This is a genomic window from Streptomyces sp. NPDC020747 (assembly GCF_044334695.1).
Lineage (GTDB): Bacteria > Actinomycetota > Actinomycetes > Streptomycetales > Streptomycetaceae > Streptomyces.
In genome coordinates, this window is sequence record NZ_JBIRTJ010000016.1 from 144,173 (window position 1) to 167,928 (window position 23,756).

General features: G+C 71.2%; 17 protein-coding genes. 9 read left to right on the forward strand and 8 right to left on the reverse strand.

Annotated features, from left to right (window positions below; all coding sequences use genetic code 11):
- Window positions 1–168 precede the first annotated feature (168 nt).
- The gene (locus ACH4YP_RS35665) at window positions 169–3,192 is read left to right on the forward strand and encodes a glycoside hydrolase family 3 protein (RefSeq protein ID WP_398495037.1); all 3,024 of its coding nucleotides are present in this window, start codon (window positions 169–171) and stop codon (window positions 3,190–3,192) included.
- 99 nt (window positions 3,193–3,291) lie between these two features.
- Window positions 3,292–4,629 carry a hypothetical protein gene (locus ACH4YP_RS35670; protein ID WP_398495039.1) on the forward strand — a complete coding sequence of 446 codons (1,338 nt, stop codon included), beginning with the start codon at window positions 3,292–3,294 and terminating at the stop codon, window positions 4,627–4,629.
- A gap of 162 nt (window positions 4,630–4,791) precedes the next feature.
- Here the strand turns inward: ACH4YP_RS35670 and ACH4YP_RS35675 are convergent, their stop codons facing one another.
- The 3 genes from ACH4YP_RS35675 to ACH4YP_RS35685 form a co-directional block, all read right to left on the reverse strand.
- On the reverse strand, window positions 4,792–5,574 hold the full coding sequence (locus ACH4YP_RS35675) for a serine protease (RefSeq protein ID WP_398495041.1): 783 nt from the start codon (window positions 5,572–5,574) through the stop codon (window positions 4,792–4,794).
- A 281-nt stretch (window positions 5,575–5,855) separates the two neighbouring features.
- Complete coding sequence (locus tag ACH4YP_RS35680) at window positions 5,856–6,653, reverse strand: response regulator (RefSeq protein ID WP_398495043.1); 798 nt, start codon at window positions 6,651–6,653, stop codon at window positions 5,856–5,858.
- Window positions 6,650–8,374 (reverse strand): sensor histidine kinase, encoded by a 1,725-nt coding sequence (locus ACH4YP_RS35685; protein WP_398495045.1) that lies wholly within the window; start codon window positions 8,372–8,374, stop codon window positions 6,650–6,652. Before ACH4YP_RS35685 ends, ACH4YP_RS35680 begins: the two co-directional genes overlap by 4 nt.
- A gap of 99 nt (window positions 8,375–8,473) precedes the next feature.
- Between ACH4YP_RS35685 and ACH4YP_RS35690 the strand changes: the two genes are divergently transcribed.
- Genes ACH4YP_RS35690 through ACH4YP_RS35700 form a run of 3 tightly spaced genes read left to right on the forward strand, consistent with a single transcriptional unit; the run spans window position 8,474 to window position 11,843 of the window.
- On the forward strand, window positions 8,474–9,406 hold the full coding sequence (locus ACH4YP_RS35690) for an ABC transporter ATP-binding protein (RefSeq protein ID WP_398495047.1): 933 nt from the start codon (window positions 8,474–8,476) through the stop codon (window positions 9,404–9,406).
- On the forward strand, window positions 9,403–10,989 hold the full coding sequence (locus ACH4YP_RS35695) for an ABC transporter permease subunit (protein WP_398495049.1): 1,587 nt from the start codon (window positions 9,403–9,405) through the stop codon (window positions 10,987–10,989). Before ACH4YP_RS35690 ends, ACH4YP_RS35695 begins: the two co-directional genes overlap by 4 nt.
- Before the next feature lie 50 nt (window positions 10,990–11,039).
- Window positions 11,040–11,843 carry an ABC transporter permease subunit gene (locus ACH4YP_RS35700; RefSeq protein ID WP_361058287.1) on the forward strand — a complete coding sequence of 268 codons (804 nt, stop codon included), beginning with the start codon at window positions 11,040–11,042 and terminating at the stop codon, window positions 11,841–11,843.
- Window positions 11,844–11,873: 30 nt separating this feature from the next.
- Here the strand turns inward: ACH4YP_RS35700 and ACH4YP_RS35705 are convergent, their stop codons facing one another.
- The 3 genes from ACH4YP_RS35705 to ACH4YP_RS35715 all read right to left on the reverse strand — a co-directional run bounded on the left by ACH4YP_RS35705 (window position 11,874) and on the right by ACH4YP_RS35715 (window position 14,590).
- Entirely contained in the window at window positions 11,874–12,371 is a 498-nt protein-coding gene (locus ACH4YP_RS35705; protein ID WP_361058289.1) for an N-acetyltransferase, read from the reverse strand.
- A 39-nt stretch (window positions 12,372–12,410) separates the two neighbouring features.
- Window positions 12,411–13,652, reverse strand: a complete 1,242-nt coding sequence (locus ACH4YP_RS35710) for a Cmx/CmrA family chloramphenicol efflux MFS transporter (protein ID WP_361058291.1) — start codon at window positions 13,650–13,652, stop codon at window positions 12,411–12,413.
- 395 nt (window positions 13,653–14,047) lie between these two features.
- Window positions 14,048–14,590 (reverse strand): hypothetical protein, encoded by a 543-nt coding sequence (locus ACH4YP_RS35715; protein ID WP_361058293.1) that lies wholly within the window; start codon window positions 14,588–14,590, stop codon window positions 14,048–14,050.
- A 249-nt stretch (window positions 14,591–14,839) separates the two neighbouring features.
- Between ACH4YP_RS35715 and ACH4YP_RS35720 the strand changes: the two genes are divergently transcribed.
- Window positions 14,840–15,355, forward strand: a complete 516-nt coding sequence (locus ACH4YP_RS35720; protein ID WP_361058325.1) for a YdeI/OmpD-associated family protein — start codon at window positions 14,840–14,842, stop codon at window positions 15,353–15,355.
- A 175-nt stretch (window positions 15,356–15,530) separates the two neighbouring features.
- Here ACH4YP_RS35720 and ACH4YP_RS35725 read toward each other — a convergent pair whose 3' ends face one another.
- On the reverse strand, window positions 15,531–16,142 hold the full coding sequence (locus ACH4YP_RS35725; protein WP_361058295.1) for a YceI family protein: 612 nt from the start codon (window positions 16,140–16,142) through the stop codon (window positions 15,531–15,533).
- Window positions 16,143–16,347: 205 nt separating this feature from the next.
- Here ACH4YP_RS35725 and ACH4YP_RS35730 point away from each other — a divergent pair, with 205 nt between their 5' ends.
- The 3 genes from ACH4YP_RS35730 to ACH4YP_RS35740 all read left to right on the forward strand — a co-directional run bounded on the left by ACH4YP_RS35730 (window position 16,348) and on the right by ACH4YP_RS35740 (window position 20,668).
- The gene (locus ACH4YP_RS35730; RefSeq protein ID WP_361058297.1) at window positions 16,348–18,669 is read left to right on the forward strand and encodes a polysaccharide lyase 8 family protein; all 2,322 of its coding nucleotides are present in this window, start codon (window positions 16,348–16,350) and stop codon (window positions 18,667–18,669) included.
- Between the two features lie 154 nt (window positions 18,670–18,823).
- Window positions 18,824–20,416, forward strand: coding sequence for an acyl-CoA carboxylase subunit beta (locus ACH4YP_RS35735; protein WP_361058299.1), 1,593 nt, complete (start codon window positions 18,824–18,826; stop codon window positions 20,414–20,416).
- A gap of 60 nt (window positions 20,417–20,476) precedes the next feature.
- A complete protein-coding gene (locus ACH4YP_RS35740; protein WP_055614000.1) occupies window positions 20,477–20,668 on the forward strand; it encodes an acyl-CoA carboxylase subunit epsilon in 192 nt (63 codons plus the stop codon).
- A gap of 60 nt (window positions 20,669–20,728) precedes the next feature.
- Here the strand turns inward: ACH4YP_RS35740 and ACH4YP_RS35745 are convergent, their stop codons facing one another.
- Window positions 20,729–23,749 (reverse strand): NACHT domain-containing protein, encoded by a 3,021-nt coding sequence (locus ACH4YP_RS35745; protein ID WP_398495054.1) that lies wholly within the window; start codon window positions 23,747–23,749, stop codon window positions 20,729–20,731.
- Window positions 23,750–23,756: the final 7 nt, after the last annotated feature.

Genomic DNA, 23,756 nt, shown 5'->3' on the forward strand with positions numbered 1-23,756 from the left:
TCCTTCAGTTTCTGAAGGAGCAACAGCCCTGATTCGTACGGGAGTTGGGTGTGTACCGCTTCTGACGTGAAGTCTTGACGGTATGGCGGGGCGTCAGTTGACTCACGCCGTGAGGTAAGTCCTGAGAGGCCAAGTCATAACAGCCGCACCAGAGCCGAGGGAAGGTCCATGCGAAGAACCGCCCTGCTCGTCTCCGCCGCCCTGCTGACCGGGCTGCTCCCGTTCGCGGTGGCGGGCCCCGCCTCCGGAGCGGACGATCCCGCGCCCGTGCCCGTCGACAACTTCGAGGGCGAGATCCCGTTCGCGAACCCGCCCGCCGAGGGCATCTTCACCTGGGGCAGCGACACGGACGACCCGCCCACGCTGGAGCTCGCCGCCCGGGACGACGCGCCGCAGGGCGAGAAGGTCCTCTCCGGTACGTACGACATCAGCGGCTACGGCGGCTTCACGCACGACTTCGCCTTCGCCGAGCCGGCCCACGACTGGTCGGCCCACCAGGGCATCCGCTTCTGGTGGGAGGGCCGGAACAACGGCAAGAAGGTCAACTTCGAGCTGAAGGACGGCGGCGCCAACGGCGAGGCCTCCGAGCTGTGGACCACCTCCTTCACCGACGACTGGACCGGCTGGAAACAGCTGGAGATCCCCTTCACCGCCTTCACCTACCGCACGGACTACCAGCCCGTCGGAGGCATCGACCAGGTCCTCGGCCTCACCGAGACGTGGGGCTACGCGCTCACGCTCCCGGTCGGGGGCGCGGATCAATTCGCCATGGACGGCGTTGAGTTGTACGGCAAGGCCGATCAGGCGCTGCGCGCCAACGTCGTCACCGACGCCGCCGTGTACCCCGTCAAGGAAGGTCGCTCGGCCGCCGTGAAGATCACGGTCGCCACCACCGGCTCCGCCCCGATCGAGGAGCCCGTCACCGTCGCTTACGAGACAGCCGGCGGCACCGGCGAGTCCGGCAAGGACTACACCCCGGTCGAGGGCGAGCTGACCTTCCCGGCGGGCACGGCCTCCGGCGCCTCGCGGACCGTCACCGTGGCGACCCTGCGCGACAGGGCGGGCGAGAACGCCGAGACCGTCCCGCTGAAGCTGACGGTCACCGGCGCGAAGGCACCCGCCGAGAACCCGCAGGTCGTGATCGACGCCCACGGACTCCCGTACCTGGACCCGAAGTTGCCGGTGAAGAAGCGGGTCGCGGACCTGCTCTCCCGGATGTCCCTCGCGGAGAAGGCCGGCCAGATGACCCAGGCCGAGCGCGGCGCGCTCACCACGCCGGGTGACATCGCCGCGTACGACCTCGGCTCGCTGCTCTCCGGCGGCGGTTCCACACCGACGCCGAACACGCCCGCGGCCTGGGCGAAGATGATCGACGGCTTCCAACTCAGGGCGCAGGCAACCCGGTTCCAGATCCCGCTCATCTACGGCGTGGACGCGGTGCACGGCCACAACAACCTCGTCGGCGCCACGATCATGCCGCACAACATCGGCATCGGTGCCTCGCGCGATCCCCAACTCGCCCACGAGGCAGGGAAGGTGACCGCCGCCGAGGTCCGGGCCACCGGCATCCCGTGGGACTTCGCGCCCTGCCTGTGCGTGACGCGCGACGAGCGCTGGGGACGGACCTACGAGTCGTTCGGCGAGGACCCGGCGCTCGTCGAGTCCATGGAGACCGTCATCCAGGGCCTCCAAGGGGCGCCCAGCGGCAAGGACTTGAAGAGGAACGACAAGGTACTCGCCACCGCCAAGCACTTCGTCGGCGACGGCGGCACCGAGTACGGCTCGTCCACGACCGGCACGTACACCATCGACCAGGGCGTCACCAAGGTCACCCGGCAGGAGCTGGAGGCCGTCCACCTCGCGCCCTACCAGGACGCCGTGGACCGGGGCGTCGGCACGGTCATGCCCTCGTACTCCTCGCTCGACATCCTCGGCGACTCCGAGGGCCCGGTGAAGATGCACGCGGACGCCGCGATGATCAACGGCGTGCTCAAGGGCCGCATGGGCTTCGACGGCTTCGTGATCAGCGACTGGCAGGCCATCGACCAGGTCCCGGGCGACTACGCGAGCGACGTCCGTACGTCCGTCAACGCGGGCCTCGACATGATCATGGTCCCGTACGCGTACAAGGACTTCCACAGGACGTTGACGGACGAGGTGACCGCCGGCCGGATCTCCGGGAAGCGGATCGACGACGCCGTGTCCCGCATCCTCACCCAGAAGTTCAGGCTGGGCCTCTTCGAGAAGCCGTACGCCGACACCAGCGGGGCCTCCGCGATCGGCTCGGCCAAGCACCGGGCCGTGGCCCGCGAGGCGGCGGCCGAGTCCCAGGTCCTGCTGAAGAACGCGGGCGGTGTGCTGCCGCTGAAGAAGTCGCAGAAGGTGTACGTCGCCGGATCCAACGCCGACGACATCGGCAACCAGGCCGGTGGCTGGACCATCACCTGGCAGGGCTCGTCCGGGAAGATCACGGACGGGACGACGATCCTGGAGGGCATGCGGAAGGCTGCCGGGGACGAGGTCACGTACTCCAAGGACGCGTCGGCGCCGACCGGCGGCCATGACGTGGGTGTCGTGGTCGTCGGCGAGACCCCGTACGCCGAGGGCGTCGGCGATGTCGGCAACGGCAATGACCTGCTGCTCTCCGCCGCCGACCGGGCCGCCGTCGACAAGGTGTGCGACGCCATGAAGTGCGCGGTGCTCGTCGTGTCCGGACGGCCGCAGCTCGTCGGCGACCGGCTCGGTAACATCGACGCGCTGGTCGCGTCCTGGCTGCCGGGAACCGAGGGCGACGGTGTCGCGGACGTGCTGTACGGGAAGCGGGCCTTCACCGGTCAACTGCCGCTCACCTGGCCGAAGTCTGAGGCCCAGCTGCCGATCAACGTCGGCGACTCCTCGTACGATCCGCAGTTCCCGTACGGCTGGGGGCTGACCACGCTGACCTCCGTGCCGAGCGGTGGCACCAGTGCGCTGAAGGCCCTCGCAGTCGCGGCCGCCGTGGCCGAGAAGGCCGGGTCCGAGACGGCAGGACGCGCGATCGTCACCAAGGCACGGCTGCTCGTCCAGCAGAGGATGGGGCAGACGATCACCGCGGCGAGCGCGAAACCCTTCGCCGACGCCGATCACCTGCTGCTGACCGGCCGCTACGGACAGGCGGTGGCGAAGCTGACGGCGGCGTACCGGGCGGTCTGACCCCGCTGGGGCCGTACATGCCAGGTCCGGTGGGCGGCGAGTGCGCCGCCCACCGGACCTGAGGTTCGTTTTCGCTCACTCAGGAGTAGCTTCGAAGGTATGAAGGCCGCACAGACCCTCAGGCTGGGACTCTCCGTACTCCTGATCGCGTTCGCGGCCTTGGCGGTGCTGTCCGTCGGGGCCACGGGCGCCCAGGCGGCGACGGACGTGTCGACGGTCGCCGACGCCCTGAAGAAGAGCCCCGTGTACGTCGACCCGTCCATGTCAGGGCAGCTGTCGTCGGCCGACGCCGACGCCCTGGCCGAGAAGATCGAGAGGGCCGACAAGCCGGTCTTCGTCGCCGTGCTCCCCGCGGACTTCCCGAAGCAGGACCTCTTCCCGAACCTGCGCACCGCGACCGGCATCACCGGCCTGTACGCGGTCAGGCTCGGCGACCAGTTCGACGCGAAGGCCGACTCCTCGGTCATGTCCCAGGACGGCGCGAAGAACCTCGTCACCAGCGTCCAGGGTGAGGACACCAAGACCCAGCTCGACAACTTCACCGACCGGGCCCTCGCCAACGTCGGCGGCTCGGCGCCCAGCGGCTGGAGCGACGGCGGGGGCGGCGTGGACACGGGCGCCCTGATCGGGGTCGGCGCGGTGATCGTGGCGGGCGGCGCCGGCGCGTACGCCCTCGTGCGCCGCAGTCGCCGCCAGAAGGAGGCCGAGCGACAGGCCGCGCTCGACAAGCTGCGGGTCGTCGTCGACGAGGACATCACCGCCTTCGGCGAGGAGCTCGACCGGCTCGACTTCCACCCCGCGGAGGCGGGCGCGGACGACGCGATGCGCGCCGACTACGAGCGCGCCCTCGACTCCTACGACAAGGCGAAGTCCTTCATGGCCGCGGCCACCCGCCCCGAGGAGGTGCGAGCCGTCACCCAGTCCCTGGAGGACGGGCGCTTCTCGCTCGCGGTGCTCGCCGCGCGCCGCGAGCACCGGCCCGTCCCCGAGCGCCGGGCCCCCTGCTTCTTCGACCCGCGCCACGGCCCGTCGGTCGCCGACGCCACCTGGACGCCGTCGGGCGGGGCAACCCGTGACGTGCCCGTCTGCGCCGCCGACCAGGTCCGGCTCGCCGAGGGCCACGACCCCGCCGTCCGCGAGGTCGACACCGACCACGGCCGCCGCCCCTACTGGGAGGCGGGCCCGGCGTACGGCCCCTGGGCGGGCGGCTACTTCGGCGGCGGAATCCTGCCCGGCCTCCTCGTCGGCACCCTGCTCGGCTCCATGATGGCCAGCCCGTCGTACGCGGCCGACTACGGCTCCGGGTACGGGGACTTCGGCGGCGGAGGGTACGAGGGCGGGGACGTGTCCGGCGCCGACTTCGACTCCGGCGACTACGGCGGCGGCTTCGGAGGCGGTGACTTCGGGGGCGGCGGTGACTTCGGCGGGGGATTCTGAACCCCGTCGGCTTCTGCTGAGCCCCGCGGCTTCCGGCCGCTGAAGTGGCGAGGGAACGGGGACAGGAACGGGACAGGAACGGGGACAGGAACGGGGACAGGAACGGGCCCGGCGCCGCATGGCACCGGACCCGTGGACCTCGTACGGAAGATGGGGCGGGCGTCAGAGAGTCGACGCCGCCGAGGCGATGGCCGACGCGAACGTCGAGACCTCGCTGTAGACGCCGGGGGCGTTGGCCCGGGCGCAGCCTATGCCCCAGCTGACGATGCCGACCTGGATCCACTCGTTGGCGCTGTCCCGGCGGAACATCGGGCCGCCGGAGTCACCCTGGCAGGTGTCGACGCCGCCCGCGGTGAAGCCGGCGCAGATCTCCTCGCTCGCGACGAGACCGCTGTAGCCGCTGTAGGAACGGCAGGTGGCGTCGCTGACGAACGGCACGGTGGCCTTGAGCATGTAGCGCTGCTGCGCGCCACCCTCGGAGGCCGCGCCCCAGCCGGCGACGGTGAAGTCGCCGGTGTTGTACTGCGTGGTCGTGGCGATCTTCAGGGTCGGCAGGTTGATCGGCTGGGCGAGCTTGATGAGCGCCCAGTCCTTGCCGGTGCCGTTGTAGCCGGGGGCCTGGAGGACCTTGGTGGACCTGACCTGGACCCGGCCGCTGGTGTTCTGGAGGTCCACGACTCCGGCGGTGGCCGTGATGCTGGTGTTGTTGCCGGAGCCGCTCACACAGTGCGCGGCGGTGAGCACGATCTGCTGGGTGTACAGCGCGCCGCCACAGCCCATGGAGAGCCGGACCATGAACGGGAACTCGCCCTGCGCGGCGCGGGTTCCGCCGACCACGGGCGCGGGGGCCGCCTGCGCGGAGGAGACGGGCTGAAGGCTGACGACCGCGAGGGCGGCCGCACCGGCGACCGCGCATCTCTTGAGGGCCTTGAGGAGGTTCTTCAACGTGATGCCTTCCGTGGGGGGTTGACATACGAGCTGGTGGAACCGGATACGGCAGAAATGGCAGGCACATGCCAAGGAATGCGACAAATTATCGCGTTTGCTGGCATGAGCCGGTCAATTTCTGTTGAGGGATTATGTGAACGCTGTGACCGCCCCCACAAGGGGTGAAAACCGGCCGCCCCTATCCGGTCAGGGCGACTTCTGCGCTCGGGGCAGGGCGAGTTCCGTGCTCGGGCCAGGCAGAGTTCCGTGCTCCGGTCAGGCAGAGTTCCGTGCTCCGTTCAGGCCGAGCTCCCCGCCCCCGGCACGACCAGACCCGTTTCGTACGCCATGACCACCGCCTGGGTCCGGTCGCGCAGCCCGAGCTTCGAGAGCACCCGGCTGACGTGCGTCTTCACCGTCTCCTCGCCCACGTGCAGACGCCCGGCGAGCTCGGGATTGGACAGCCCCTCGGCGAGCAGCCGCAACACCTCCGACTCGCGCGGAGTGAGGACCGCGAGCGCGTCCCTGCGCGGTGTCCTCGGCTTCAGCCGGGCGAACTCGGCGATCAGCCGGCGCGTGACCCCGGGCGCCAGCAGGGCCTCCCCGGCGGCGACGACCCGTACGGCGTCGAAGAGCCGCTCCGCGGTGACGTCCTTGAGGAGGAACCCGCTCGCTCCGGCGATGAGGGCGTCGTACACGTGCTCGTCGAGGTCGAAGGTGGTGAGGATCAGTACGCGTGGCGGGTGTGTGAACGGCTCGTCGCCCGTCAGCGCCGCGTTGCCCACGAGCTCCGCGGTCGCCTGGATGCCGTCCGACACCGGCATCCGTACGTCCATCAGCACCACGTCGGGCCGCTGTTCGCGGCACACCCGGACCGCCTCCGCGCCGTCCCGCGCGGTGCCCACGACCGTGAAGTCCGGCTGGGTGGCGAGGAGTCCGGCGTATCCGGCGCGGACGACCTCGTGGTCGTCGGCGACGACGATACGGACGGGGCGGGCTTCTGTCGGCGCATCGGCCGCCGTTTTGGCGTCTGTCTCGGCGGCCGCGTCGGCGTCTGTCCTCGCGACGGCTTCGGGAGCGGCTTCGGGGGTTGTCATGCGAGGGCCTCCGCCCGTACGGGGAGGCGTGCCTCGACCAGGAAGCCGCCGCCGGGCGCGGGGCCGGTGCGCAGGGTGCCGCCCACGGTTGCCGCGCGTTCACGCATGCCGAGGAGGCCGTGTCCGGCGTGGTCACGGTGTGCTGAGGCCGCAGAGTCTGTCCGGTGTGCGGGGTGTGCGGGCTCCGAGCCGGAACCGCAGCCGGGGCCGGGGCGGGGTCCAGGTCCGTTGTCGCGTACGCGGAGCTCCAAGTCGTCCGGCCCGTAACGGAGTTCTACGTCGACTGCGGCGCCCGGAGCGTGCCGGCGGGCGTTCGTCAGGGCCTCCTGGACGATGCGGTAGGCGGTGACCTCGATGCCCGGGTCGAGCGGGGCGACCGTGCCGCTGACGATCAGCCGGGTACGGGAGCCCGCGGCGTCCCGGGAGTCGTCGACCAGCTCGATCAGTTGGCGCAGGCCCGGCTGGGGGCGCCGGGTGACCCCGACGTCCGCGTCCTCGCGCAGCACTCCGAGGAGCCGCCGCATCTCCGTCAGCGCGGCCCGCGCGGTGTCCCCGATGGCGAGCAGCCGGGTGGCGCCGTCGGCGGGCAGCCCCTGGGTGGTCAGCCGGGCGGTCTCGGCCTGGACGGCGATCATCGAGATGTGATGGGCGACGACATCGTGCAACTCCCGCGCGATACGGGCCCGTTCACCCCGCGCCGCGTGTTCGAGCAGGGTGTCCGCGAAGGCCTGTTCCGTGGCGCTGTGCGCCTGCGCGGCCGTCCGTACGTGCCGGGTGATGCCCGTGGCCGCCGCGGCGGAGGCGAGCGTGGCGACCAAGACGGCCACGACACGGACGGTGGAGTCGGCGGAGTCACCCGCCGCGGCGAGCGCGAGACCGACGTACGGCAGCACGAGCAGACCGCTGAGCAGGGGTGTTCCCGCCCGGCCCAGCGCATGGACGGTGATCAGCTGGGCCGCCGCCCCCGCGAGGGTGAGGGCGCGGAAGGGTTCCAGGGCCAGGACGCAGGCCGTGGTGAGCGCGATGGCCGCGGCGCCGCGAACGCGCGCCCCGCGCTCCGGCGCGAGGACGAACCCCACGGGCAGCGTGGTGCACAGCGCGAGCAGCAGGGCCAGCGCGAGATTCCCGCGCAGCCCGGCGGCGCGGACCAGGATCTCGGCGGAGGCGAGGACCGCGAGACCGACGGAGAGCACGACGGGGGAGAGGGGCCCGGCACCGGCAGCACCGGTGGCACCGGCGGAGAACAGGGCCGAGGAGGAACCGGGGCGCGCTGCGGAGGAGAGGCGGCGAACCGCTCGGCCGAGGGCGTGTACGCCACGGCTGGGGGCACCTGCGCCGTGGCGTATGGCATCCGCCCCGTAGCCGTCGACACCTGCGCCGTGGCCGTCGGCTCGTACGCCGTGGTTGAGGGTGCCTGCGCCGCCGCGGTCGCGCGAGCGCGTGGCGCCGGAGGCGGCGGCACGGGAGGAGGCGGCGGCACGGCGCAGCCCCAACGGCCAGAGCCCACGCAGCCCCAATGGCCAGGGTCGGCGCAGTGTGAACGGCCAGGGCCCGCACAGCACGACCGGCCGGAGTCCGCGCAGCCCCAACTGCCATGGCGGGCCCGGGAGTTCCACCGTCTGACGGGCCGCCCGCTCTGTCGTCACCTCGTCCGCCTCGTCCACGTCCGCCATTCTGCCGCCGCCCGCGCCGGACCGCGTCCCCCAGGTCAGCAGTGTCATGTCCCTCGCGCGGGGGATGCCGTCCCCCGGGCCGGGGGCGGCGAAGACTGCTCCCGGGCGGGACGACGCCGCACGCCGTGGCTCCCTAGCCTCGCTGGCATGGACGCAACCATCGAAGTCCGGGACCTCCGCAAGAGGTTCGGGCAGACCGTCGCCGTGGACGGGCTCTCCTTCACGGTCGAACCGGGCCAGGTCACCGGCTTCGTCGGCCCCAACGGGGCAGGCAAGTCGACGACCATGCGGACCGTACTCGGCCTGGACGCCCCCGACACGGGCCACGCCCTGATCGGCGGGCGCCCCTACCACGCCCTGCGCACCCCGCTGTTGGAGGTCGGCGCGCTGCTCGACGCCGCCGCGCTGCACCCGGCCCGCCGTGGCCGCGACCATCTGCGCTGGCTGGCCCACTCGCACGGCCTGTCCATGCGCCGGGTCGACGAGGTCCTCGAACAGGTCGGCATGGAACAGCCGGCCCGGCGCAGGGCGGGCGGCTACTCGCTCGGCATGCGCCAGCGCCTCGGCATCGCCGCCGCGCTCCTCGGCGACCCGCCCGTGCTCATCCTCGACGAACCGGTCAACGGCCTCGACCCCGAGGGCATCCAGTGGATCCGCGGCCTGCTGCGCCGGCTGGCCGCCGAGGGCCGGGCCGTCCTCGTGTCCAGCCACCTCATGAGCGAACTGGAGGACACCGCCGACCACTTGGTCGTCATCGGCCGGGGCCGCCTCATCGCCGACACGGCCGTCGCCGACCTGCTGGCCGCGGCGTCCGGCGACCGCGTCGCCCTGCGCACGAGTGCTCGTACGGAGGCGATGGAACTGCTCGCCCACAAGGGCGGCACGGTCGCGGTCACCGGCCGCGACACCCTCACCGTCACCGGTCTGCCGCCGGAACGGATCGTGGCGCTCCTCACCGAGGCCGGGATCGCGTTCGCGGAGGTGGGCGCACACCGGGCCACCCTGGAAGAGGCGTACATGGAACTGACCCGGGACTCCACGGAGTTCGTCTCCGCGGCGGACGGCGAGGTCGCACGATGACGTCCTCCCCGACGCCGCCCTCACTCACTCCCTCGACACCTCCGAATCCCGCGCCGATCACCCCGTACAGGTCACAACTCCAGCCAGGGCGGGACGGGTTCGTACGGCTGCTGCGCGCGGAGTGGAGCAAGTTCTGGACCGTACGGAGCTGGCTGCTGGTCCTTGTGCTCGCGGCCGTCGCCACGGTCGTGATCTCGCAACTCGGCGCGAGCGGCTCCGTCAACGACTCCAACGGCAGGGTCCGCATCGTCTCCGCCCCCGACGGCACCCGTGTGGACGATACCTTCCGCTTCGTCCACCGACCGCTCACCGGGGACGGCAGCGTCACGGTCCAGGTGTCCGGCATCGAGGGCCGCGAGGGCAGGTCCCCGGAGCCCTGGGCGAAGGCCGGAATCATGGTCAAGTCGACCACGAAGCCCGGCAGTTCGTACGTGGCACTGATGGTGACCCCGGACCACGGCGTCCGTATGCAGTGGGACTTCACCCACGACGAGCAGGGCTCGTCGGCCGGCGCACGCTGGCTCCGGCTGACCCGCTCGGGCCAGGAGCTGACGGGCTACGAGTCGCCGGACGGCCGGAGGTGGACGAAGATCGCGACAGTGCGCCCGGCGGACCTGCCGAGGACGGCCCGGGCGGGGCTCTTCGTCGCCACCCCGCTGCACACCACACTGCGCCGCTCCTTCGGCGGTACCTCGGCGACCGCGGGAATCGCGACCGCGACGGCCGACTTCGACCATGTGGAACTGCGCGGCGACAGCGCGCGGCCGTCCTGGACCAGCACCGACGTGGGCGCCCCCGACCCGGACGACCCGAACCTCCCGCAGTCGGGCCCGGCCCGGCCGATCCCCGGCAGTACGAAGGTCACCGGCGACGGCGCCTTCACGCTCACCGGCCAGGGCGACATCGCCCCGGACCAGACCGGCGGCGACACCGTCCAGATGAGCTTCCAGGGCGTCTTCGTGGGCGTCCTGTTCATGGTGGCGCTCGGCGCGCTCTTCATCACCGCCGAGTACAAGCGCGGCATGATCCGTACGACGTTCACGGCGAGTCCGCGCCGGGGGCAGGTGCTGGCGGCGAAGGTCCTGGTGATCGGGGGAGTGACGTTCGCGGCGGGGCTCGTCGCGGCGGCCCTGGCCTTCTCGCTCGCCCAGGACACGCTGCGCTCCAACGGTTTCGAACCGCCCGCGTTCCCGGATCTGTCGATGCTGGAGGGGGTGGTCCCGCGGGCGGTCGTCGGCAGCGCGCTCCTGCTGTCCCTGGTCGCGGTCCTCGCCCTGGCCGTGGGCGCGCTGCTCCGCAGCAGCGCGGGCGCGATCACGGCGGTGGTGGTCCTGGTGATCCTGCCGCAGATCCTGGCGTTCGCCCTCCCGCTCCCGGCCGCCGAATGGCTGCTGCGGCTGACCCCGGCGGCGGCCTTCGCGATCCAGCAAGGCGTCACCTACTACCCACAGGTGGACCACAACTGCCTGCCGGAGAGCGGCTGTTACCCGATGGCCCCCTGGAACGGCCTTGCGGTGCTGGGCGCGTACGCGGCGGTGGCGCTGGCCCTCGCGGCCTGGCGCCTGCGCAGGAGGGACGCGTGAACCGCGTGGATCGCGTGAACCGGGTGGATCACGCGAGCCGCGTGGATCGTGTGAGCCGTTTGAGGGCGCTGCGGCTGTTGCACGCCGAGTGGACGAAACTCCGTACTCTGCACAGCAGTTGGTGGTTGCTGGCGGCGACAGCGGTCCTCACGGTCACGGTCGGCGCGGCAGCGGTGTCCGCCGTCGGCACCGGCGCGTGCCCGTCGGCGGCCGCCTGCCACGAGGACACCGTGAAACTGAGCCTGACGGGCGTCTGGCTGGGCCAGGCGACGGCCCTCGTCCTCGGCGCGCTGTCGATGGGGGCGGAGTACGGCACGGGGACGATCCGCACGACACTGACGGCGATGCCGCACAGGGTGTCGCTGCTGGCGTCGAAGGCGGCGGTCCTGGCCGCCATGACGGCGGCGGCGGGAACGGCGGCGATCCTGGGTTCCCTCTACGCGGGCCGGCTGATCCTCCCCGGCAACGGCTTCACTCAGGAGGCCGGCTACCCGCTCCCGTCCCTGGCCGACGGCCCCACGCTCCGCGCCGCCTTCGGGTCGGTCCTCTGCCTGACCCTGACCGCCCTGCTCGGCCTCGGCCTCGCGGCCCTGCTCCGGGACAGCACGGGCGCCATCACGCTGGGCCTGGGCCTGCTGTACGCGGTCCCGCTCCTGGCCGACCTCCTGGGCGACCCGAGCTGGCGGGACCGCCTCGAACGCTGGGCCCCGATGCCGGCGGGCCTCGCCATCCAGGCCACACGGGACCTCTCCCGCCTCCCGATCGGCCCCTGGCCGGGCCTCGGCGTACTGGCGGCGTACGCGCTGGGGTTGCTGCTGGTGGCGGGTGCGGCCTTCAGGGTGCGGGACGCGTAAGTGCTGGGGCGGCCACGGCAGTTCAGCGCTTCAGCCTGCCAGGTCCGGCAGTGCCAGCCATTCCTTCCAGGACAGGTCGCGCCCGATGAACCGCGGCCGTTCGAAGGGCCACGCCTCACCGATCCACCGCGGGACGAACGCGTCGAGATCCCGCTCCAAGTCGGTCCCCACCCGCTCGTCGACGACCCACCAGGAGATCTCGGCATCGGCCCCGGCCTTCTCCGGGGGATCGATGTAGACGCACCCGTACTCGACGCTCTCCGCCTCGTCGAACAACACGTAGTTGAACGACTTGTGAGCGGCGATCTCGGCCTCGTGCCGCTCCAGGTCCGCCAGGTTCGCCTCGTATGTGATCGTCGCGGCGGGCCATCCCCAGGCCTCCCCGAAGATGGACCACAACCGCTCCCGAGACCCCATCACCGTCGGGTGGTCGATCGCGGCGTCGCCCCCGGTGATCGGCCGGAGATGATGCCCGCCGGGCACGTCTACGCGCAGCGGATGTACGAAGTCAGCGGGCAGCCAGGTCATCCCCGGAGGCTAACCGCCCGCCCGCCGACCCGCACCGGGTTAATCCGTGGACCGTCCGAGGGGACGCCCGCTGTCGTCGAAGTCGCGGACGCCGTCCGCGTCGCCGTCGCCGTCGCCGTCGGCGCTCACGCGGTCCGAGAGGACCCCTGTCCGCCGCGCGGCCACTCCAGCCACCAGGGCGAGCCCCACCAGTACGGCGCTCATCCACACCGGTGAGCGGTACCCCAGCCCCGCCCCGATCGCGAGCCCGCCCAGCCACGGCCCGAGCGCCCCGCCCACGTTGAACGCGGCCGTGGCGAAACCGCCCGCAAGGGTCGGCGCCCCGGCCGCCTCGTACAGCGCCCGGGAGATCAGCGTGGACCCGACGCCGAACGACAACACGCCCTGTACGAAGGCGAGTACGACGGCCGCCACCGGGTTCCCGGCGGTCAGGCCGAGGAGGCCCCACCCGACGAGCAGGGCCACTCCGCCCACGACCAGGACCCGGCCGGGCCGGGCGTCGGCGATCCGCCCGGCGACGGCGACCCCGACGAAGGAGCCGAACCCGAAGAGCGCGAGCACGACGGGCACCCATGCCTCGCCCAGCCGGGCGACGGAGGTGACGATCGGTGCGAGATAGGTGAAGGTGCAGAAGGTGGCCCCGTTCACCAACGCCCCCAGAAGCAGGGCCACTTGAAGCCGGGGTGCGCGCAGTGCCCGCATCTCGCCGCGCACACTCGCGCGAGCGGCCCCGGGCACCCCGCCCGGCACCGACCGCACGATCGCGAAGAGGGCGGGCACGGAGAGGACGACCACGGCCCAGAAGGCGGCCCGCCATCCCCACAGCTGCCCGAGGACGGCACCGCCCGGCACCCCCGCGACACAGGCGACGGTGACCCCGCCGAGCAGCACGGACGTGGCCCGCGCCTTGGCGTCGGCGTCGACCATCGCCACGGCCGTCACCACCGCGACCGCGAGGAACCCGGCGTTGGCGAGCGCGCCCACGACCCGGGTGACCAGCAGCACGGCGAAGCTGTCGGTGACCGCACCGACGACATGAACAACCAGGAAGACGCCCAGAAACCCCAGCAGCGCCGCCCGCCGGGACCAGCGCCGCGCCAACACGGCCATGAGCGGCGCCCCCACGACCATCCCGGCGGCGAACGCCGAGGTCAGCGACCCGGCCGCCGGTACCGACACCTCCATCTCCCGCGCGATGTCCGGCACCAGCCCGGACAACATGAACTCGGAGGTCCCCTGAGCGAAGACAGCGAGCCCCAACAGATACAGCCCGAACGGCATGACAGAACTCCGTACACCCGAAAACGAACATGACAGGCTGCACGGCGTTCCGGTGACGGGCACGGTGATGGTGACGACAGTGAGAAGGGCAGGAGCGTGTACGCGCTCGACCGCGACGCTTCAGCCGGACATCCCGAGCAGCCACCGGAAAGCCGGTGGCCGGAGTCTTGATGCCTCGGGGCTGGACATGGGGGCAGGCTAGCGACGCCCGACTTCCCCGGTCCACTCAATTGCCGGAGAACCCCTCCGCGAGCCCGCGATGCCGGTCCGCGGCCTGCTTCGCCTCAGCGCCGCTGATGGCCGATCCGGGCATGAGGCCCAGGCGTTCGACCATCTCCTCGCTCCGCTGCCCCTGCTCCCTGCTCCCTGCTCCAGTGACAGGGAACCAGAACTCCTCACGCCCCGGCCGAAGCCGACTCGTCGAAGATCCACCGTCCCGAGTGCCCCGGCGGCAGGGCCAGATCGTCGCGCACCGCGGAGTAGTACCGCTCCCGGGCCGCCCGTTGGCGGGCCAGCAGGGCCGACCAGGCCTCGGGGTCGTGGACGCGGGTGTCCAGGAAGCGTTCCATCTCGATGACCAGGACGACCCACTCGCGAGCCCGTTCCACCACGCCCGGCGAGCCGAGCATCAGAAGCGCCTCGCCGACCGGATCGCGGGCTTCGAGGGCCGAGGCCAGTTGAGGCGCCGCCTCCTCGGGAGAGAGGGGATGCGGATGCGGATCGTTGCCGAGGTGGGCCGAGACCCGGTAGGTCAGGGTGACGCTCTTCTTCAGGACGCGGGCGTAGTCGGAGTACACGGTGAGGCGCCGTTCCTCCCAGCGCGCCGTCTGCTCGCGCCGGAACCGGACCTGGTCCCCGCGCACGATCGCCAGATACGAGCCGAGGGCACCGACGACCACGCCTATCAGGGCGGGGAGTTGCTGCATGAACGCGGACACCGGCGCACAATAACGTCAGACTCCTGTACGGCCAACCGGCCTTATAGGACAGAAGTTGTCCTAGTCCCGCCCTACTGTCTTTCTATGGACGAGACCTCCAACAGCTCCAAGGACTCCGGGACCTCCCAGCCCTCAGGCACCGCCACGACCTCAGGTACCGCCAAGATCTCCGGCACTCCCGGAGCCCCCGGCACCCTCGGCGGCGTGGAGATCAGGACCTTCACGGACGTGGCGGACCTCGACGCCTGGATGTCCGCCAATGCCGGGCTCCGCGGCGGCGTCTGGCTGAAGATCGCCAAGAAGGGCTCCGGCCTGCCGTCGGTCACCATCACGGAGGCCCTCGACACGGCCCTCTGCCACGGCTGGATCGACGGTCAGCGGCGGGGCCTCGACGACTCGTACTACCTGCAGAAGTACACCCCGCGCAGGCCCGGCAGCCTCTGGTCGATGGTCAACGTGCGCAAGGTCGAGGCCCTCACCGCGGCCGGCCGGATGCGGCCCCCGGGGCTCGCGGAGGTCGCGGCGGCCAAGGCGGACGGCCGGTGGGAGGCGGCGTACGAGTCCCAGCGGAACGCCACGGTCCCGGACGACCTGGCCGCCGCGCTGGACCGCAGCCCGCGCGCGAAGGCCTTCTTCGAAGGGCTCGGCAGGACGGACCAGTACCTGGTCGTCCTGGGCCTCCTGAAGGCGAGGACCCCGGAGGTCAGGGCGGCCCGCCTGGAGAAGGCGATCACGGGGCTTGAGTCGGGCCGCCGGGCGCGGTGACGGGCGTGACGGGGCGACGGACCAGTGGGCCCACGGCCTGCCGGAATCCCCCAACCCGCCCCGGCACACCCGAGCGCCCGCCTTCCGCTCCCAGGGAATCCAGGGGAATCCAGGGAAGCCGGACGACGGGCGCGCTCGGAGATCGGTCAGTTGTGGGAAGGAAGTCCGGACCCGGTCAGCCGACGTTCTTGATCGCCGAGATGTCGAAGTTCAGCTTGATCTTGTCGGAGACGAGCACGCCGCCGGTCTCCAGCGCCGCGTTCCAGGTGAGGCCCCACTCGGAGCGCAGGATCTCCGCCTTGCCCTCGAAGCCGACGCGCTCGTTGCCGAACGGGTCCTTCGCGGAGCCGTTGAACTCCAGGTCGATGGCGAGCTGCTGGGTGGTGCCGAGGATCGTCAGGTCACCGGTGATCCGGTAGTCGTCGCCACCGAGGGCCTCGGCCTTGGTGGAGCGGAACGTCATCGTCGGGAACTCGTCCGTCTTGAAGAAGTCCGCGCTCTTCAGGTGTCCGTCACGGTCGGCGGAACCGGTGTTGATGCTGTCCATCGTGATGTCGAGGGAAGCCGTCGACCGCGACGGGTCGGCGCCGTCCAGGTGCAGGCTGCCGGAGAAGTCCAGGAAGCCGCCCTTGACGTTCGTCACCATGGCGTGACGCGCGACGAAGCCGATCGTCGAGTGGGACGGGTCGATCGTGTAGTCGCCGGTGAGAGCGGCAAGGTCGGGGTTCACGGCGGCGGGCGTCGCGGTGATGGTGTCGGTCTTGTCCTTGCTGCCGAAGAGGCCCATGACTAACTCCTTGAAGGGACGAGCCCGGCCCTGCGCCGAAGCTGTTCAACGTTCAACCACTTCGACCATAGGCCTATTCCTTACGGGTTTCAACTGAATGCATGGCGTGTTGCACCGATTACTCCTGGTTGCCATTGGTCTACTCCTAAGATCACCCGTTGCCCCTCTGGTGAGCACACGGACACCTCGGGCACCATCGCCTGGCATGACCCCCACCCGCCGTACGTTCCTCCTGGCAGCGGCGCTCACGGCGAGCCCGGCGCTCATGCCCACCGCCTCCGCACACGCGGCCCGCGACGACGACGAGTACGACACCCTCCGCCTCCGCTGGCTGGAGATCGCCCTCGGAGCGGGCTACGACCCGACCGCCGAGCCGTACGCCGCCCGCCTCGCCGAGACCGGCGAACTGGCCCGCGGCTTCCGGCGGACCATGGCCCCGACCGCGACTTCCCTCTGGCCCGGTTACCCCTACGACCCGCCGACCGGCATCACCCAGAGCTACAGCCGGCTGTGGACGATGGCCCAGGCGTACGTCCAGGAGGGCACCGGCTCCACCGGCGACGAGGGCCTGCTCGCGGACGTCCTCCGCGGCCTCGACCACCTCTCCGTCACCGTCTACAACCCCTCCACCGCCCGCTACGGCAACTGGTGGGAGTGGCAGATCGGCAGCCCCCGCCTCCTCATGGACATCGTGGCCGCCCTCCACGGCGAACTCACCGCCGCCCAGGTCGCCGCAGCCTGCGCCGCCGTCGACCACTTCATCCCCGACTCGATGCTCCGCGACTACTCGGGCACCTCGACCGGCGCCAACCGAGTCGACCTGTGCCGCTCCGTCGCCCTGCGCGGCATCCTCGGCCGCGCCCCCGAGAAGACCGCGCTCGCCCGGGACGCGCTCTCACCGGTCTTCCCGTACGTCACGAAGGGGGACGGGCTGTACGCCGACGGGTCGTTCGTCCAGCACACCTGGGTCGCGTACTCGGGAACGTACGGACAGGTCCTGCTCGACGGACTCGGCCGCCTCTTCGCGCTGCTGGCCGGTTCGACGTGGGAGGTGACCGACGCCAACAGACAGATCGTCCTCGACAGCGTGGAGGGTGCCTACGCGCCCCTGATCCACGACGGGTTGATGATGGACAGCGTCAACGGGCGTGCCATCAGCCGGGGTTACCTCAAGAACGACGACCTCCACATCATGCGCGGCGACCACTTCCACGGGCAGGGGCTGATCGCCGCGATCGCGCTGCTCGCCCAGGGTGCGAGCGCGGCGGAGCGCGAGCGCTGGCACGCGAGCGTCAAGGGATGGATCGAACGGGACACCGTCACGCCACTTCTGACGGCTCCTCAGTTCGGCGTCGGTGACCTGGCCCGGCTGCACGCGGTCGCCGGCTCGGCGGTCGAGGCCGCGCCCGAGCCGGTCGGCCACCACCTCTTCGCCGCCATGGACCGGGCCGTCCACCGCCGCCCCGGCTTCACCGCGAACATCGCCATGGCGAGCGACCGGATCGCGTACTACGAGTGCGGCAACGGCGAGAACCCGCGCGGCTGGCACACGGGCGCCGGAATGCTCTACTGGTGGGCCGGTGGCCCCAGTGACCAATACACGAACTGGTACTGGCCCACCGTCGACTGGTACCGGCTCCCCGGCACGACCGTGTCCACCAAGCGGCTCGCGGACAGGGCCGGCGGCGAGTGGGGCGAACCCAAGCCCGCCGTGCGCTGGGTCGGCGGCGTGACGGACGGGGAGTTCGCGGCCGTCGGACAGCACTTGAAGGGCCTCGGGTCGACCCTGGAGGCCCGCAAGTCCTGGTTCTGCCTCGCGGACACGATCGTCTGCCTGGGCGCGGGCATCACGGCCACCGACGGCGTCCCGGTCGAGACGGTCGTCGACAACCGCAACCTGGGGGAGGGCGGGACCCAGGCCCTCGTACGGGGCCCGGGGTGGGCGCATCTCGAAGGCCACGGCGGCTGGGTGGTCCTGGACCGGTCGGCCCTGCGCACCCGCCGCGAGGACCGCACCGGCGCCTGGTCCGACATCAACACCACCAGCACCACCGAAACCCGGACCCGCCGCTGGCAGACCCTCTGGCTCGACCACGGCACCGACCCGGTGGACGCCACGTACGCGTACGCCGTCCTGCCCGGAGCCTCGCGCCGCACGGTCGCCGCCCGCGCGGCCGACCCCCGCCGGCTGTCGGTCCTCGCCAACGACTCCGACCGCCAGGCCGTGTCCGTGCCCTCCCTGGGCCTGACCGCCGCCAACTTCTGGCGGGCGGGCCGGGCGGGCCCGCTCACCGCCTCGGCCCCCGCGAGCGTGCTCGTGCGCCGCCGCGGCCGCACCGCTACCCTCTCCGTCAGCGAACCGCCGCGCACCGGAGAGGCCCTGGAGATCGTCTGGGACCGTCCCGTACGCCGGGTCGTGCGCGCCGGTCCCAGCGTCGAGGTGCTCGCCGCCGGTCGCCGTCTGAGGGTGCGCGTCACTCCGGGGACGGCATGCGCCACGCACGAATGTGAGGTGGCTCTCAGCTGACGGCTTTGTGAGACCCCTACAAGCCGAACGCCCTCTGAGCAGTCGGATCGCCTGCATGCGGTCGTGGTTCTGTTCAGGGGTACCAGTAAAACGGGCCGGAGACTGTACGGAGTCGACGGCCCGCTTTCCTTGGTGGGCTTCGTAAGGTCGCTACATGACCGTTTTGGACGAGACCGGATCCTCGGCAGGCGAACCCACCGACGCCCGCGGGCGCGTGGCCGAACTGCACGCGATCCGTGCGGAGGCTCTTCGCGGACCCAGTGACAAGGCGACCGCGGCGCAGCACGCCAAGGGCAAGCTGACCTCCCGGGAGCGGATCGAGCTCCTGCTGGACGCCGGCTCGTTCAACGAGGTCGAGCAGCTGCGCCGCCACCGGGCGACCGGGTTCGGCCTGGAGGCGAGGAAGCCGTACACGGACGGTGTGATCACCGGCTGGGGCACGGTGGAGGGCCGCACGGTCTTCGTGTACGCGCACGACTTCCGGATTTTCGGCGGCGCGCTGGGCGAGGCCCACGCCACGAAGATCCACAAGATCATGGACATGGCCATCGCGGCCGGTGCGCCCCTGGTGTCCCTCAACGACGGCGCGGGCGCCCGAATCCAGGAGGGTGTCTCGGCCCTCGCCGGCTACGGCGGCATCTTCCAGCGCAACACCCGCGCCTCGGGTGTCATCCCGCAGATCTCCGTGATGCTCGGCCCGTGCGCGGGCGGTGCGGCCTACAGCCCGGCCCTGACGGACTTCGTGTTCATGGTCCGCGAGACCTCGCAGATGTTCATCACGGGCCCGGACGTCGTCAAGGCGGTCACCGGCGAGGAGATCACCCAGAACGGCCTGGGTGGCGCCGACGTGCACGCCGAGACGTCCGGGGTGGCGCACTTCGCGTACGACGACGAGGAGACGTGCATCGCGGAGGTCCGCTACCTCCTGTCGATGCTCCCGCAGAACAACCGCGAGAACCCGCCGGTGACCCACTCCGAGGACGAGGCCGACCGCCGCTCGGACGTGCTGCTCGACCTGGTCCCGGCGGACGGCAACCGTCCGTACGACATGACGAAGGTCATCGAGGAGCTCGTCGACGACGGCGACTACCTGGAGATCCACGAGCGCTGGGCCCGCAACATCATCTGCGCGCTCGCCCGGCTCGACGGCCAGGTGGTGGGCATCGTCGCCAACCAGCCGCAGAGCCTGGCCGGGGTGCTGGACATCGAGGCGTCGGAGAAAGCTGCGCGTTTCGTCCAGATGTGCGACGCTTTTAACATCCCGATCGTCACTCTGCTGGATGTCCCGGGCTTCCTTCCGGGTGTCGACCAGGAGCACGGCGGCATCATCCGCCATGGCGCGAAGCTCCTCTACGCCTACTGCAACGCGACCGTGCCGCGGATCTCACTGATCCTTCGCAAGGCCTACGGCGGCGCGTACATCGTCATGGACAGCCAGTCCATCGGCGCGGACCTCACCTACGCGTGGCCCACCAACGAGATCGCCGTGATGGGCGCCGAGGGCGCCGCCAACGTCATCTTCCGCCGGCAGATCGCCGACGCCGAGGACCCCGAGGCCATGCGCGTGCGCATGGTCAAGGAGTACAAGGCGGAGCTGATGCACCCCTACTACGCGGCCGAGCGCGGCCTGGTCGACGACGTCATCGACCCCGCCGAGACCCGCGAGGTACTCATCCGCTCCCTCGCGATGCTGCGTACGAAGCACGCCGATCTGCCCTCCCGCAAGCACGGAAACCCGCCGCAGTAGTAACTCGGCGGACCCATCGCGGCAACCCCGCGGACCCCTCTCTCACGGAGACTCACACACATGGACATCCCTGATATTCGCGTCGAGAAGGGCCACGCCGAGCCCGAGGAAGTCGCCGCCATCACGGCCATCCTCCTGGCCCGCGCCGCCTCCGCCCCCGCCGCGGCCCCGACCCACCGAGGCCGAGCGAAGGCCGGCTGGCGCCGCCTGGAGCGCGAGCCCGGCTTCCGCGCTCCGCACAGCTGGCACTGAGCTTTCCGCGTGACCACGGCCCCGCTCTCCCGCGAGGAGGGCGGGGCTTCGGCGTGTGTGTCAGACGATGGTGACGTCCACGCCGGGGAAGTCGAGGGCGTGGGGGTCGTCGGGCAGGACGCAGTCGTGCAGCCGGAGGCTCTTCGCCCTGGGGGGAACGAAATCGGGCGCACCCAGCCAGGCGGCGATGTCGAAGTCGGAGAGGGTCAGTTCCTCCAGCCCGGTCAGTGACGACACGGCGGACAGCCCTTTGGGCAGGCAGGTTTCCCTGGTCAGCAGCGACAGGAGCTTGATGTCGGAGCATTCGGCCAGAGGCGAGAGATCGGTGGACGCGATCACTCTGGAGAGCGACAGGTCGGAGGTCTGCGGTCCCAGACGCAGGCCTTCGAGGCTCAGTGGGCCGTCGAGGGAGAGGTACAGGTAGTTCAAGTGCGACAGTTCGCCGAGCACTTCGAGCGACTGTTTCGGCATGTCACCCAACACGCCGAAAAAGGTCAGGTCGGGGTGGGCCCGAAGCACCGAGAGGTCGGCTTCGCCGCGCAGGTCGTAAATGGACAGACGCCTCAACGGCGGTAGCTCGCCCAACGATCTGAAATCGGTGAAGGGATACTTGATCGCCAGGCCCTCGACAGAGCTCAACCGGTTCACGACACGCCACTGGCCGGAGTGCGTGAGGTCCACGAATCGGGTCTCCAACGGCAGCCTCGACAGAACCTGGTCGGCGTAGGCTTCCGCTTCGAAGTAGCCCCAGGCGCTGACGAGTTCGTCGACCACACCCTCGCGCTCGTCACCCACGTACCCCGCCAGCAGTCCCAGCGCCTCCTCGCCCCCGATCAGCGCCACGGTCCGCACCGTCTGTGTGGCGGCCCGTTCCGTCAGCTCCCCCAGCGAACGAGGCATCCTGCGCAACAGGCTCGGCCCCACCGCCGCCAGGGCGGGCGGGTCGGTCTTCCGGTGGGCCGGAAGCAGCCGCGTCACCGCCTCGTCCAGGCGCTGCGCCAGCCTCTCCGACACGGACGGCAGCGTCTCCTGGCAGGAGGCCGCCAGCAGCCGCAGCGTCCGCCCGTGCCGGGGTTCCTCCTCGGCCCGGTCGAGGATGCCGGTCAGCAGCTCCTCCCGCTGGCGGGTGTTGGCATGCCCCGCCGTCATGATGATCGTCTCCCGCCACAGGTCGAGGTGGGCCTTGCCGACCAGGTTCCCGATCCGGTCCTCCTGCGCGGCCTCCTCGGCGGCGAGGTACTCCTGGAAGGTCCGGTGCACGAAGTCCAGGCGTCCGACGGCGGGGGAGCGGAGCACCCCGGAGCGGTCCCGCAGCTGCCTCAGAACCGCCTCGCCGTCCAGAACATCGAGGTGCCGCATCGCCGTGAGCTTCGAGCCCACGTGGACGGCGGCCTGTTCCAGCGCGATCTCGCTGCGGTTGTTGTCCGACAGCCGCCAGGCGAGATCCCGGAGTATGACGAGCTTGTCGCCGAGGCTCAGCTTGCTGTCCACGGCGCTCGGCACGTTCCGGTCCGAGTCCCGGTCGTGGACCAGCGTGTGCAGCGCGCTCCGGTACAACTCCATCCGGTCGCGCGGCAGTTGGCGACCCCGGTTGAGGTGCATCGCGCACACCATGGACGCGAGCAGAGGAGTGCCCGCCAGCGACTGGAGGTGCGCGCGGTCCTTGAGACTGGTGAGCAGGGACTGTTCGTACTGGGGGAGTTCGTCCGCCGCGCAGGGCAGCTCGTCGCCCAGTTCCCGTACGGCCTGGTGCCACTGCCGTACGAAGGCCGCCAGGTCCGGCGGCGTCATCCGGTCCAGGTGCAGGGCGGTGAAGTCCTCCCCGCGCAACCAGTCCGCGCCGGCCGCCGCCGGGCGGGAGGTGACCACCACACGGACACCGTCGTAGGTCCTCAGGAGCGTGCGCAGCCAGTCCCGTACGGCTCGCCGTTCCCGGTCGAGCAGCTCGTCCACACCGTCGATCAGGAGAAGCGCTCTGCCACTGTCGAACTGCCGCTCCACCCAGCCCCTGGGCATGATGCCGGTGAGGGGCGCGGCGACGCCGTCGAGCATCGCCTCAGGGACCGGCAGGGGGCAGCCGCTGTAGCCGCGCAGCTTCACGAGGACCGGGGTGAGGCCGTTCCAGTCGGTCAGTTCTCCGGTGAAGGCGCCCCGGGCCGCCGTGACGGCCAGCCAGCGCAGCAGGGTGGTCTTGCCGGAGCCCGCCTCGCCACGCAGCAGGACTCGCGAGACCCCGACCAGCGCGGACTCGACCCGCATCCCGGCGCCCTCGCTCCCGGCCTCCTCCCAGTCGCTCATGTCGGGCCGCAGCCGTGGCAGGGAGCGTCCGGCGCGGCGGCGGTTCCCGTCCTTCCCGGTGGCACGCAGACTGACGTACGCGACCGACAGCCGCACCTGTGCCGCCGCGCGGTCGGAGGCGCGGCGGAACAGCTCCACCTCGTCGAGGTCCTCGCTGACCAGTTGCAGGTATCTGCGGCGGAACGCCGTGTCCTGGTCGGCGCCGTCCGGCGCGAACAGCGAACGTTCCGGGAGCTGTTCCAGGACGCGGGCGATCTCGGTGCCCAAGGACGTCGTACGGGCCAGCAACTCCGCCGCGGCCCGCTCCTCGAAGACCGGCAGGTTGCGCACGACGTGGACGTAGTACTCGCAGCATTCGGCGAAGAGCAGTTCGTAGAGGCGGGTCTCCGGGTCGTTCAGGCCGACCGGTGCGTCGACCGCTCCGGTGATGCGGCGGATCAGCTCGGCCGGCTGCGCATCCGTCGCCAGCAGCGCCTCGTCCGACAGGTCGGCCCGCTCGAACGTGATGCCCACCGCGTCGATCACGGCCTCGCGGCTGGACTCCTCCAGCCCCCGGAACTCCTGCTCCAGAAACGGTTCCACCCGGTCGAACACGGCGTCGGCGATCTGCTGGAACTGCCGCTCCAGACTCCGCCGAAGCCGCAGCCCCGGTACCCGTGTCTCGATCAACTCGGCCATCGGCAGACGTCGTTCCTGCTCCCGCCGCCTCCCGCCCAGCCAGAACTGCGCCGCCGTCTTCGCCACGGTCGTCCCCAGCCGTAACGCAGCCGCCTCCGCGCTCATCGCAACC